Genomic DNA, 12,431 nt, shown 5'->3' with positions numbered 1-12,431 from the left:
ATAAAGGAAACCGCATCCGCCTGACGATCTGCCGGGGCAGCTTCAGGACGGATGCGGGGGGGAGGTGTTCATGCCTTTTCGACTGTGATCTTGCGAGTGTGCGCCGCCGCTTTCTCGTCCTTTGCAAGGGTTACGGTCAGCACTCCGTCCTTGAACTGAGCCTTGATCGCATCGGGATTCACGTCGCTGGGTAGCGGAACGTCACGCTCGAACGCGCCGTAACGGCGCTCGCTGAACAAGAAGCCCTTTTCCTTGCGCTCGGTTTCTTCCTTCTTTTCGCCCGAAATACGGAGGACGCCATCGGCAACGCTGATGTCGATGTCCTTCTCCGCAAGACCAGGAAGTTCGGCAGTCAGGCGGTACGCCTTTTCATCATCCACCATGTCCAGCGCGGGGACGGGGGCGAGACCACGCTGGCCAAAATTGAAGACACTCCGCGTGGGGCGACCGAAATCATCGAAGAGCCGGTCGATTTCCGTGCGAAGCCAGCCCAACGGCTCGCCCAATGGCCGATCGAAGATGGATAGGGGAGACTGAGATTTGCTTGCAGGAGCCTTGGTCATCTCGTTCATGATGCTTTCCTCCGGTTGGGTTCTTCTCGCCGGCACGCCGCCGTGGAGCGAGGAGGTTTCAAGTTACCGGCACGGGGGGAAGAAGCTCTATTCGCAAATCTACCTATGCGACGAAAGACCAGCGAGCCTGTGAGTGAAGTTGTCGCTTGATTTTCAAGGATAGTTCCGAAGATCGCTTGGTGAAGTTTCGTTGCGTCGACCCGATCCGTTCAACCGCAGATCACATGACGCAGTTCCCGTCGCTGCGCGTGAGGAACTTCCGGACCATATCCAAGCCTCAATCTGTTTTGGGGAAAGCCGGAGACGCCGAACTCCCGCAGGCGGAGACGCGGCGCAGGCACTTCGACAGGCTGGTTGAGATAGGCGGTGCACAATCCGGCTGCTGTCACCTGCAGCAATATGTCCCCACGCGCCAATCCCGTATTGAGCCCCGCCAATGGCGTTTTCGCCAAAATAGGTGTATGATCTTTCTTTCAGACGACCCGCGAACGGGATCGTTTTCTACACTTGCATGGGATTGAAAGCGCTTCTGTTGGACAGACCATTGATTTCGCGACGCCAAATATTGGCGGGCATGGCGACGGCCGTGGCCATTGGAATATCCCCCCCGTCGGCGGCTTCGACGATCACCAAAGCGCGTGGAATATCGCCCGGGCTATTGGACGACGCGCTGAATGCATTCGACCGTCATCGCGCGGTGATTCAGCACCGGGACTATATCGGCATTGCCGATTTTTCCCTGCCTTCGTGGAAGCCCCGTTTTCACATCGTGAATCTGGAAGATGGGCAAAGCCGCTCGTTTCTGGTCGCGCACGGCCGCGGCTCGGACCCGGCGCACCAGGGGTGGCTGCAACGGTTCTCCAACTTGCCCGGCTCGAGCGCGACATCCTCGGGCGCGTATCTGACGGGCTCGGATTATCAGGGACAGCACGGCCTTTCACAACGGTTGACCGGTCTTGATCCTGACAACAGCAACGCCGCCGTGCGTGCAATCGTCATCCATTCGGCATGGTATGTCAGCCACAAAATGATCGACGATCACGGTAAGCTTGGGCGGAGCGAGGGCTGCTTTGCTTTTGATGAGGCTGATCTGAGCGCGGTGATGTCCCGCCTGAAAGCCGGTCGGATGATCTACGCGGCCAAGCCCGCATGAACCGGAGCCAGGCAGATGTTCATGCGCTTGTCCCGTGATCGGCCATAGTCACGATTGTCCGGTGACCGGTACGAGCATCTCAAAATAATGCTCGATGTCCTTCCGGTGGCAAAGGCCGGTGCCGGGAGTCATCACTGCGGCCGTTCCTGCCGCCCTGCCGAGCCTGAAGGCGTCTTCGGCGCTCCATCCTTGCGCAAAGCCGTGGGTCATTGCGCCGACGAAGCCGTCGCCCCGGTCTCCCTCGTCATGCGCGTCTTGTGCGTGTGCCGCGCCTTTTGCGCTTCCGGGGCTCCATCGATTGCCGGACTCAACGTCAGGGTTATAATCTTCGTTATCGGAATATCGCCTCGATAGATCTGGCTGTTTTGACAATGGCATCCTCGGGTGCAGAATTGAAAACCGCCTCAACCGACACAGGACCCACATCATGCGGCTGACGTCCGATCACAAGTCCAACGGCCTGATCCTGGCGACGCTGATCTTCGCCGCCCAGTCTGCGCACGCGCAATCGCTTCCCGTCGAGGTTGTCGGAGAGCGGCGAGCGAGCGCGGTCGAGAAGGTGGAGATCGAGGAAAGCGCGGTCGTCGACGGCACGGCCGATATCGAGGTGATCGAGCACCGTCAGGTCCGCGATCTCAATCGCCAGACCGCAGCGCGCCTCGCGGCGGCCGAAGCGAAGGGGGAGGCGGCGCGGCGCGAGCATGAAGAAGCGGTCGCACGGGCGCGCATCGAACGGCAACTCTATGAGGAGGCGCTCGCCAGGCACCGCGCCGCGACCGAACGCTGGCGACAGGACGTGCAACGCGCCTCAGCAAAGACGCCCTAGCCGGGCGCGGTTTCGGCGCGCGCGATCTCGGCGATCGTGGCGACGAAGCTGTCGGGGTTCAGCGAAATGGAATCTATGCCTTCGCCCACAAGGAAGCGGGCGAACTCCGGATAGTTGCTAGGCGCCTGACCACAGATTCCGATCTTGATCCCGGCTTCGTGCGCCTTGCGGATCGCCTCGGCGATCATCCGGGTGACGGCCGGGTTCCGCTCGTCAAACAGCTGGGCGAGGATGCCCGAGTCCCGGTCCACGCCAAGCACAAGCTGGGTCAGGTCGTTGGACCCGATCGAAAAGCCGTCGAACCGCGTCGCGAACTCTTCGGCCAGCACGACGTTGGACGGTATTTCGCACATCATATAGACCTGAAGGCCATTCTCGCCCCGGCGAAGGCCGTTTTTCGCCATTTTCTCCAGCACGCGGTCTGCCTCCTCCGGCGTGCGGCAGAACGGCACCATGATGACGACATTGGTGAAGCCCAGCGTTTCGCGGACCCGCTTCAGCGCACGGCATTCAAGCGCGAAGCCTTCACGATAGCGGTCGTCATAATAGCGGGAAGCGCCCCTGAAGCCGAGCATCGGATTCTCTTCCTCCGGCTCGAACACTGATCCGCCGATCAGATGGGCATATTCATTGGTCTTGAAATCGCTCAGCCGGACGATCGCCGGGTAAGGATGATAGGGGGTGGCCAGCCTTGCGATGCCCCTCGCCAGCGTATCGACGAAATAATCGGCGGGTGTGTCATGGCCGCGCGTCAGTTCGCGGATGCGGCGCTGGTCTTCGGCGCTGGTCCGCTCCGGATGGATGAGCGCCATCGGATGCGCCTTGATCAGCGCGTTGATGATGAACTCCATCCGGGCGAGGCCCACGCCGCGCGCCGGGAGACGCCACCATTGAAACGCCGCCGCCGGATTGGCGATGTTCACCATCACGTCGGTGCGGGTGTCGGGCAGGGACCCCACGTCGATCTCCGACTGGTCGAAGCCCAGCAGGCCCTCATAAACCGTCCCGGTATCGCCCTCGGCGCAGGATAACGTGATGTCCTGCCCGTCGCCGATGACGCTGCTCGCGTCGCCCGTGCCGACGATGGCCGCTACCCCCAGTTCACGGCTGACGATCGCCGCATGGCTGGTGGTTCCGCCATGATCCGTCACGATTCCGGCAGCGCGCTTCATGATCGGAACCCAGTCGGGATCGGTCGCTTCGGTGACCAGAACCGCGCCGTCCTGGAAATCGGCAATGTCGGCGGCGCTGCGGATCACGCAGGCCCGGCCCGATGCAATCGCGCTTCCGATCGCGGCCCCCGTGGCGAGGACCTTTCCCTTCTCCTTCAGCCGATAGTGTCTGAAAGCGGTGGCGCTGCCCGTCGCCTGCACCGTCTCCGGCCGCGCCTGGACGATGTAAAGCTCCCCGGTCTCGCCATGCTTTGCCCATTCCATGTCCATCGGGCGGCCGTAGTGCTGCTCGATCAGCACCGCCCAGCGGGCCAGCTGGAGAATGTCCTCGTCATCAAGGACGAAGCTCTCCCGCTCGGCCGCGCTCGTATCGACGATCCGGGTGCGCCTGCTGCCGCCTTCGGCATAGACCATCTTCAGCGCCTTGCCGCCCCTGGTCTTTTCGATGATGGGCCGCGCGCCGTCCGTCTGGAGCAGCGGTTTGAAGACCATATATTTGTCCGGATTGACGCTGCCCTGGACGACCATTTCGCCAAGACCCCAGGCGGCGCTGATCACCGCCGCATGCGGAAAGCCGGTCTCGGTATCGATGGAGAACATCACGCCCGACCCTGAAAGGTCGGACCGCACCATCTGCTGCACGCCGATCGAAAGGGCCACGTCCATATGGTCGAAGCCCTTGGCCTCGCGGTAGCTGATCGCCCGGTCGGTGAAGAGCGATGCATAGCAGCGGCGGCATGCGTCAAGCAGCGCCCGCCGGCCCCGGACGTTCAGAAACGTCTCCTGCTGGCCGGCAAAGCTGGCGTCGGGCAGGTCCTCGGCGGTGGCGCTGCTGCGAACGGCGGTTGCCGGATCGGGCAGGCGCAGCCTTTCGCCCAGCTCCTCATAGGCGGCGCTTATCCGGTCGGCGATGGCGGATGGAAATGCGCTGTCGAGAAAGCGGCCGCGGATCGCCCGGCCAGCCTCCGCAAGGCTGGTCTTTCCCGCACGATAGGCCTCCAGATGGCTGCGAATATCGGGCTCCAGATCATTGGCCGAAACGAACTCGCGATAGGCGGCGGCCGTGGTGGCGAAACCCGCAGGAACGCGAACCCCTGCGGAGGAAAGTGCGACGATCATCTCGCCCAGTGAGGCGTTCTTCCCGCCGACCGCAGCGACGTCGCCAATACCGATTTGGTCGAACCAGATTACGGACTGCTGTTCCATTCCACCCTCCGGCTGGTGCGGCGCATCGGCGCATCGGACGAGTCCCGGCACAGGTTGCGCTCGCCCTGGCGCTCCATCAACCTTGCCGCAACGACCATCATACAGGGCGGGCCTTCGGATTGCGAGCAGCCACCCATTAACGCAAGTGGCGCTGCGGGCTATCGCCGCGCTACAAGGGCTGGCGGAAACCCTGCGCCAGAAGGATGGGAGTTCAAATGGGGGAGAGCCTCGAAATCACCTTTCACGGTGCGGCCCGCACGGTCACCGGCTCCTGCATGCAGTTGAGATATGGCGATCTGGCGGTGCTGATCGACTGTGGGCTCTTCCAGGGTTCGCGGACGCTTGAAACGCTCAACCGGGAAGCCTTTCCCTTCGATGCGTCGAGATTGGCCGCCGTCATCCTCAGCCACGCCCATATCGATCACAGCGGGTTGTTGCCCAAGCTGGTGGCCGAGGGCTATGGCGGCCCGATCTGGTGCACCTCCGCCACCCGCGACCTGCTTTATCACATGCTGCCGGACGCCGGACGCATACAGGAAAGCGAGACCGAGCGGCGCAACCGTCGCGCCGACCGGGCCGATGAGGAGCCGGTGCCGCCCATCTACACCGAGGCGGATGCAATGGCCGCTTATGCCCAGACCAAAGGCGTCGAGTTCGAAAGCTGGGTCGCGCTTGCGCCCGATTTCAGGTTCCGGCTTTGGAACGCGGGACACATACTCGGTTCCGCCTCGATAGAATTGGAAGCCGGGACGACGCGCCTGCTCTTTTCGGGAGACGTCGGGCCGGATCACAAGGCGTTTCACCCCGATCCCACGGCCCCGGCCGGGTTCGATCATGTGATCTGCGAAAGCACTTATGGCGACCGCATTCGGGAGGAGGTCTCGATAGAGGAGCGCCGGACCCTGCTGGAAGCGGAAATCAGCGGGGCGCTGGTCCGTGGCGGCAATCTGGTCATCCCCGTGTTCGCGCTGGAGCGGACGCAGGAGCTACTGCTCGACATCGCCAGCCTCATCAACGCCGGCCGCCTCCCGCATCCGCGCGTCTTCATCGATTCACCGCTGGCGACGCGGGCGACCAGCGTGTTCGCCAAATACGCGGGGCATCTCGAGGACATGGGTTCGGGCGAGATATTCGGGCATCCGGCCTTTCATTTCATGGGCAGCGCCGCTGAATCGATGCGCCTCAATAACCTGTCGGGCGCGATCATCCTCGCCGCATCGGGCATGTGCGAGGCGGGCCGCATCCGTCATCACCTGCGCCACAATCTCGGCCGGCGTGAATCGACCATATTGTTCGTCGGCTTTCAGGCGGCGGGCACGCTGGGGCGCGCGATCGTCGACGGGGCGCGGCGGGTACGCATATCGGGGCATGACGTGGCGGTGAAGGCGCAGGTCCGGCGAATCGACAGCTATTCGGCCCATGCCGATCAGGACGACATCCGCGCCTGGATCAAGGCGCGTAGGCCGATAGCGGGCAGCCTCTTTCTGACCCATGGCGAGGCGGACGCCATCGAAACGCTGCGGCGGCGGCTGCAATCGGACGCTGCGGCCGACTCCATCGTCACCCCGCAGATCGGCGAGCGCTATGCGCTGGCGTCGGGCGAGGCGGCGCGCCGTCTCTCGACCGGCCGGGTGAATGTACAGGAGGCGGTGGAGCGCGACTGGCAGAATGACTACGCCGACTTCGCCACCAATCTGAAGCGGGAACTGCAACGGATCGACGACGCCCGCGAGCGGCGCGAAGCCGTGCGGCGTATGAAGGAAGTCCTGCAATCCTATCACGACCAACGCGGGAGGAAGAAGGCTGGGCACTAGGCGAAGAACATTGGCTGCAATGCTCATGCTCGAGTGCTGACCGTTTCTCATCGTGGCAGCCATAACGGTGGTACATGCCCACGATGCCGGCCTTTGATCCGCTCAAATTCAGGACCGCTTCCACCACTTCCAACCGGATCCCCAATCTTTGGCGACAAATAAGGAAAGCCCCGGACGTGGGGGATACGTCCGGGGTTCCAGCGCAGATTGCCCTGCAAATCCTAACTGTGGTGAACGGGGCGGGACTCGAACCCGCGACCAGTTGATTAAAAGTCAACTGCTCTACCGACTGAGCTACCCGTCCACTCGCCGCCGCGTGTAGCCATCTCGACCCACCAAAGCAAGGGCAGCTCGGACGTGGGGATTTGCTGTCAGATTGCCACCATTTGTCCCCACACTGACCATTTTTTGATGGTAGGGATATGGCCAAAAAGGTAGGGTTTCCGGGGCTTTTCGGCCCCTCGCTCAGACATGACATACTAACTGTTGATCAGTATGTCGCTGGTTCGAATCCAGCTGGGCTCGCCAGAAACCCTCGTTTAGGCTAACATTCTGGCCAACTTCTCAGGCAAGCAAACAGCCCCAGCCATGAGGCTGGGATGGGCGTGGTTTGCCGTGCTATCAGGCGGCCTGTAGAGGCTGGACTCTCCCGTGCCAAAGTATCGATAACTCACTGCTTTTGTGGCCTCGACGATTTCCGAGCCTGTTTAGAAGGTGCTTTATGGACCGCCCCCGACAGCCTGGAGAATGGAAGAATCCGGATCGAGAGCGCTCCGAGCTCGAAAAGGGTTGGCCGCCCCATGTCTGGGGAATAGGCCTCGACCGTCTCGGTTACCTTGGCGTTGATCAGGACGCGAATCTCTATTGGGATGGAAAGCCGATTGAGATCTCCCGCCAGGTTGACCTGAAGTTCTGGCAGAAGGTTGGTGCGGTGCTCGTGACCATTTCTGCAATTGTCGGTGCCGGAGCAGCCGTTGCTTCGGCTATTGCGGATTGGGTTCGGCCATAATCTGAGGCAAGTTGACGTGGCCTGCAGGGGATGAGCCTTGGTTAAGCCGGGGGCGCTCACTGTCCTGCCGCTCCCGCGCCATGTCGGCCTTCTTTACAGCGTTCCCCAATCGTTTCTGTGCCGAATTGATCCGACACCCCGTTAACCGTGATTGGTCCCCTTCTTGCTTATCTCCCTGCAACAGGGAGATCAGACATGAAGTGGTTGCTCAGCCTTTTGGCTCTCATGGTTCCAGGAACTGCCGACGCCAATATGGTGAGAGAAGGGTTCATTAAGAATTACGAACTCACGATAAATTACACAACGCCAGGCACGGGTGGGCACACCATCTTTGATCTCCAGATTTTCCCGACTGAAGAGCAGGGTGAGATCACAAGCCATTTCTTCGGCCTGTTTACCCTGCTCGGCATGAATGACGAGTTATACTGGAGTAGCGAAGGGACTTTGGATACCCGGCCCATCGGCGTTGACACCATGGGGCAGGAGATCATTCGCCAGCCAACGCATTACCGCTACAGAATCGATGGCATCACCCCCTACAACAATTGTGGTGACACGGCCGGCCCTGTCGGCGTGACATGTGGCATTTCGTGGTTTTCAGGATGGGCTATCAATGATGCTCAGCTTTATATTGGTCCCGTGTGGCCAGACGATCGGGAGTTCGCATACCGTCTTGAGATCACCAACTACCCACCCGCCGTCCCCGAGCCCGCAACATGGCTCATGATGATATCAGGCTTTGGGGTGATCGGGCTGGCCTATCGTTGGCGGCTGCGTATCGCCTCCTCGATCTCGCGAGAGGGCATTTAAAAGGGCTGATCTTGGGTTTGGCTCAGCGTTCTCAGTTGGCAGGCTTCGGCAGACAAGGACTGCAAAATCCCCGCATATGTCCTATTATGACACATGCGGAACTATTAACCTTTGCGTGGGTTCAAATGTCACGCGGCTCAGGCGACACCATACAGCTGCGTGTCGGGGTTGATCCAAACATGCCCCCGCTTTGGTCAGCCACGAACCCCCTGTCGTTTCATGCGGCAGGGGGCTTTTCGTTGCGCGGTGTACGGAGTGCGAAAAAGATCAGGCTCCGCAACCGAAGTCGGGAGCCTGGTCTCTACCTGCTTCATCGGCGATAGATGTTTCCACCTATGCTCTTTGAGCAAGCAGAAATAATACGCTCGATGCCGGAGGAGGTTCCACCGCCAGCCGAGGCGGGCGTCATTCCGCAGCCGCCTGCTGCTCGGCCAGCCGCCGTGATCGCCAAGCCCTCAGCTTCTTGTATGATTTGAGCGCCGGTCCGCGCACCTGGTCCAGCCATGGCAGGGCCGATCTATACTGGCGGATATAGCGATATTCATCCGGCCCGTAGTTCTTCTTATAGTCGCCGGTGCCGCCCCAGTCGTGCAGATGCACGCCGCGCGCCTTCCAGTATCGCATCGCATGCCAGTGAAGCGCCTGATTGGGCCTCAAGTGAAGCATGTCCGTCACGCTGCCATTGCCCCAGAAGGTGGAATAGCGACCAAAGCCGGCGAAGATGCCGGTGGCGATGCTCTCTCCGCCGGGCGCGCGTGCGCGCAGGAGCAGCAGCGATCCCGATGGGTGGACATGCTCGATCAGCTTTTCCACCCGTTCGCGGGAATAGGTCGGCATCAGCCCCTGTCGTGCGAACACCTCTACGAGCTGGGCATGAAACTCCGCCGCAAAGCCTTCGGGCGCAGCTTCTTCCACCGTCACGCCTTCGCGCTCCGCCTTGCGGATGCATCGGCGGGTGGCGCTCGCCATGCGGGCGAAAAGCGCGTCCTCCGACAGCGTCAGGTCGGATGCAAAGCCGCTGATCTTCACGGTTGAATAGCCCGCCGCCGCCGCGCTGTCGAAATCGGCCATCGGGTCCGACAGCTCCAGATAGGCGCAGCCCTGGTCCCGGAAGGCGAAACGGCTGAGCGCGTGAAGCGCGTCGGCGCGGGGCGCCTCGGGGGCCAGGTTCAGGCCCATGTACCCCGTGTTCCATCCGGGGATCGGAGAGCCCAACACCGGCAAGCCCAGCCTTTTGCCGCGCATCGCCGTGAAGCAGCCGATGGTCTTTCCCTCATCCTCCAGCAGCGCCACCAGCGGCTGGCCCGCGCCGATCGCCGTCAGATAATTGAGCCAGGGCAGGCGCTGGGCATGGGTGCGGTCGGCAAAGCGGTCAAGCTCGGCCCAATCGACGTCGTTCAGGGGTACGCGACGAAAACGCATCAGCCTTGCGCCTCCGCAAGCGTGGGCGATGCGCGCGCGACCGGCGGGAAGGCGCGTTGGGCCGCCCATGCATCGGCCGTTTCAGCGATAGTGGCCGAGGTCATGCCATATTCGTCCGCAAGTTGACGGTAGCTCTCCAGAATCCGACGGAGGAAAGCCATGTTTTCAGTAATGTCCGCGCCGAAATTGTGGGGATGCCACCAGAGGTGGAAAACCGATCCCGAAATCGCCGCCTGCCGCATCGCCCGGCAGATACGGCTCAGCCTCATCTCTTCAAGCGATTTCAGACCGGGCTTGTACGGGCGCAGGAAACGGCTGGAACGCACGTTCATCAACGGATCGCCGCTGCAAGGTTCAACGGCGTTGCTCCCGGAAAGCGGCAGATAGGTGTCGGCGAGTCGCGCCGCCCGTCGCGCCAGCGATTGCGCCGCGCCATTGCCCGGAAGGTACATCCAGTTCGTCTCGGTGCCGCGAAAGGCGGAAAGCCCTTCGGCCGCGCACAGTTCCAGATGCCTGCGGTCATATTGGTTGCGGGGGAATACGATGGACCGGCAGTCGATGTTCCACTCGCGAAGCTGGGCGGTGGCGGCGCGCAGATCGGCCCGGAACTGGTCATCGGTCTGTCCCGGCTCCAGACAATAGTAATGCGAATAGCTGTGCGTGGCGATTTCCTGATCGGGGCACTGCAATATGCGGCGGACCATCGATGGCGCGAAATAATAGGGGTCTACCCGCTCGCTCACGCCCACTTCATCCAAATAGCTGTAGTTTGAAAGCCTGGGATCGGCATAGGTCGGCCGGTCTTCCGGCGCGCGGGTGAGAAGCTCGTCCCGCCCGTCGCACATCAGGAACCCCACCGTGGCCCAGGTTGCGTGGATGCCCGATTTCTCGAACAGCTCCAGCATCGCGGGGATCGCCTCGCGTTCACCCAACACCCGATGGCCGTAATCGCTCGTGGTCGCATGGTCGCGCATGCCCCACATCAGTTCCAGATCCAGCGATATGACCAATGCGCCGCGTCCGGCGGACGTCGCCCGTCCCGCGCCGGGTGAATCCGCGCTTCGCGGCCGGATCGCAACACCAGATCCGGACAAACTACGGCTTTCGTCCTGCGCCATGGCCAAACTATAGACACCGATGTTCGAGCTGGGGCCTACGAGTTGGTAGTAACCCGGATTGGCAGGGTCTTCATGCCCTTATGTTCTGGGGGCGAAACAGCCTGCCTTTCTCCGTGATCAGAACGATAACGAGCGCGGATGCGCCCAGCAGCGTGAAACCCAGGGTGATTGGCGTGGTGGTGCCGTCGAACTGCTGCCCGATAAGAAGGCCCAGCAGCGCCCCACCGATCGTCACGACAGCGCCTTGAACCGACGCAGCGGTCCCGGCTAGGCTGCCCATATGTTCCATGGCCATTGCGCCGAAGTTGGAACTGGAAAGCCCGAAACACGCCATCATCAGCGATTGCAGCACGGCGAAGGTCCAGATCGTCTCCAGTCCCGCGATCGCAACGCCTGCATGGACCGCGGCGAACGCAGTGAAGCCGATCAGCCCGGCGTGCGAGATCCTCCTCGTGCCGACCTCTTCAACGAACCGGGCGTTCAGAAGTGAAGTAACGGCCATCATCGATACCAGAGCCGCGAAAATCAGCGGGAACATCTGCGGCAGCCCAAAGACATCGAAAAATATCTGCTGCGAACTGTTGATGAACCCCATCAGGCTGCCGAACAATAGCATGAGCGCAAGCGAATAGCCGACCGACATGCGTTCGCTCACCACCGTCAGCCATGCGACTTTCCATCTTTGCAGCGAAATTTCCAGGCGATGTTCAGGGTGCAGAGTCTCCGGCAAGCGTATGAAAACCCATATGAGCACGGCGAGACCGGATAGCGCCAGCAGCCCGAATATCCAGCGCCACGGTGCGAACAGCAATATGGCCTGGCCCAGCGTGGGCGCCAGCATCGGTACGGCGAGAAAGACGATGAACGTGAGCGACATCACCTTTGCCATAGCGCGACCGGCAAAACGGTCACGGACGATCGACACGGCCAGCACCCTGGTTGCAGCGGCCGAGGTGCCCTGCATCACCCGGGCGGCGATCATCATTGCAAAACTGCCAGCCAGGGCGGCTGCAACGCTGAACAGCACATAGCTGGCGACGCCCGCCAGCAGAACGCGCCGCCGTCCGAAGCGGTCGGCAAGCGGACCCCAGAAGAGCTGCGCTGCGCCCAGGCCAAGCACATAGGCGGCGATGATCCATTGCCGATCGTTCTCGTGAACAATATCCAGCGCGTCGCCCATGGCGGGCAGGGCCGGAAGCATGGCGTCGATCGCAAGCGCATTGAGCGCCATCAGGGATGCGATCAGCACAACAAACTCCTTGAAACCGATCGGGAAGGTGGTTGCTGCGGGGCGGGCAAGGGTGCCGTCCATGGATTGGTCCGGAAATG

12 protein-coding genes and 1 tRNA gene are annotated in these 12,431 nt (G+C 61.7%); 5 read left to right on the top strand and 8 right to left on the bottom strand.

The window, feature by feature from the left end:
• Positions 1-68: 68 nt before the first annotated feature.
• The gene (locus BSL82_RS02805; protein ID WP_072595939.1) at positions 69-572 is read right to left on the bottom strand and encodes an Hsp20/alpha crystallin family protein; all 504 of its coding nucleotides are present in this window, start codon (positions 570-572) and stop codon (positions 69-71) included.
• Positions 573-781: 209 nt separating this feature from the next.
• Positions 782-988 (bottom strand): hypothetical protein, encoded by a 207-nt coding sequence (locus tag BSL82_RS20895; protein ID WP_158010637.1) that lies wholly within the window; start codon positions 986-988, stop codon positions 782-784.
• A gap of 158 nt (positions 989-1,146) precedes the next feature.
• Between BSL82_RS20895 and BSL82_RS02800 the strand changes: the two genes are divergently transcribed.
• Positions 1,147-1,725, top strand: a complete 579-nt coding sequence (locus tag BSL82_RS02800) for a murein L,D-transpeptidase catalytic domain family protein (protein ID WP_158010636.1) — start codon at positions 1,147-1,149, stop codon at positions 1,723-1,725.
• Between the two features lie 48 nt (positions 1,726-1,773).
• Here BSL82_RS02800 and BSL82_RS21525 read toward each other — a convergent pair whose 3' ends face one another.
• On the bottom strand, positions 1,774-2,103 hold the full coding sequence (locus tag BSL82_RS21525) for a PfkB family carbohydrate kinase (protein ID WP_226998600.1): 330 nt from the start codon (positions 2,101-2,103) through the stop codon (positions 1,774-1,776).
• 49 nt (positions 2,104-2,152) lie between these two features.
• On the opposite strand from BSL82_RS21525, the gene BSL82_RS02790 reads away from it, so the two are divergent.
• Positions 2,153-2,551 carry a hypothetical protein gene (locus BSL82_RS02790; protein WP_072595937.1) on the top strand — a complete coding sequence of 133 codons (399 nt, stop codon included), beginning with the start codon at positions 2,153-2,155 and terminating at the stop codon, positions 2,549-2,551.
• Here the strand turns inward: BSL82_RS02790 and ppsA are convergent.
• Complete coding sequence (gene ppsA, locus BSL82_RS02785) at positions 2,548-4,929, bottom strand: phosphoenolpyruvate synthase (protein WP_072595936.1); 2,382 nt, start codon at positions 4,927-4,929, stop codon at positions 2,548-2,550. The two genes, BSL82_RS02790 and ppsA, sit on opposite strands and share 4 nt — an antisense overlap.
• A 215-nt stretch (positions 4,930-5,144) precedes the next feature.
• Between ppsA and BSL82_RS02780 the strand changes: the two genes are divergently transcribed.
• Entirely contained in the window at positions 5,145-6,743 is a 1,599-nt protein-coding gene (locus tag BSL82_RS02780) for an MBL fold metallo-hydrolase RNA specificity domain-containing protein (RefSeq protein ID WP_072595935.1), read from the top strand.
• 228 nt (positions 6,744-6,971) lie between these two features.
• On the opposite strand, the gene BSL82_RS02775 is transcribed toward BSL82_RS02780, so the two are convergent.
• Positions 6,972-7,047: transfer RNA gene (locus BSL82_RS02775), tRNA-Lys, on the bottom strand.
• A 417-nt stretch (positions 7,048-7,464) separates the two neighbouring features.
• On the opposite strand from BSL82_RS02775, the gene BSL82_RS02770 reads away from it, so the two are divergent.
• Positions 7,465-7,752: a hypothetical protein gene (locus BSL82_RS02770; protein WP_072595934.1), complete on the top strand. Its 288-nt coding sequence runs from the start codon at positions 7,465-7,467 to the stop codon at positions 7,750-7,752.
• Between the two features lie 195 nt (positions 7,753-7,947).
• Complete coding sequence (locus tag BSL82_RS02765) at positions 7,948-8,562, top strand: PEPxxWA-CTERM sorting domain-containing protein (RefSeq protein WP_072595933.1); 615 nt, start codon at positions 7,948-7,950, stop codon at positions 8,560-8,562.
• Between the two features lie 405 nt (positions 8,563-8,967).
• Here BSL82_RS02765 and BSL82_RS02760 read toward each other — a convergent pair whose 3' ends face one another.
• The 3 genes from BSL82_RS02760 to BSL82_RS02750 all read right to left on the bottom strand — a co-directional run bounded on the left by BSL82_RS02760 (position 8,968) and on the right by BSL82_RS02750 (position 12,414).
• Positions 8,968-9,984: a GNAT family N-acetyltransferase gene (locus BSL82_RS02760; protein ID WP_158010634.1), complete on the bottom strand. Its 1,017-nt coding sequence runs from the start codon at positions 9,982-9,984 to the stop codon at positions 8,968-8,970.
• Positions 9,984-11,102 carry a polysaccharide deacetylase family protein gene (locus BSL82_RS02755; protein ID WP_083579002.1) on the bottom strand — a complete coding sequence of 373 codons (1,119 nt, stop codon included), beginning with the start codon at positions 11,100-11,102 and terminating at the stop codon, positions 9,984-9,986. Before BSL82_RS02755 ends, BSL82_RS02760 begins: the two co-directional genes overlap by 1 nt.
• Positions 11,103-11,172: 70 nt before the next feature.
• Positions 11,173-12,414, bottom strand: a complete 1,242-nt coding sequence (locus BSL82_RS02750; protein ID WP_072595931.1) for a multidrug effflux MFS transporter — start codon at positions 12,412-12,414, stop codon at positions 11,173-11,175.
• Positions 12,415-12,431: the final 17 nt, after the last annotated feature.

Source organism: Tardibacter chloracetimidivorans, assembly GCF_001890385.1.
In the GTDB taxonomy this organism is placed as follows: domain Bacteria; phylum Pseudomonadota; class Alphaproteobacteria; order Sphingomonadales; family Sphingomonadaceae; genus Tardibacter; species Tardibacter chloracetimidivorans.
This window is presented reverse-complemented; position numbering and strand designations above follow the sequence as displayed.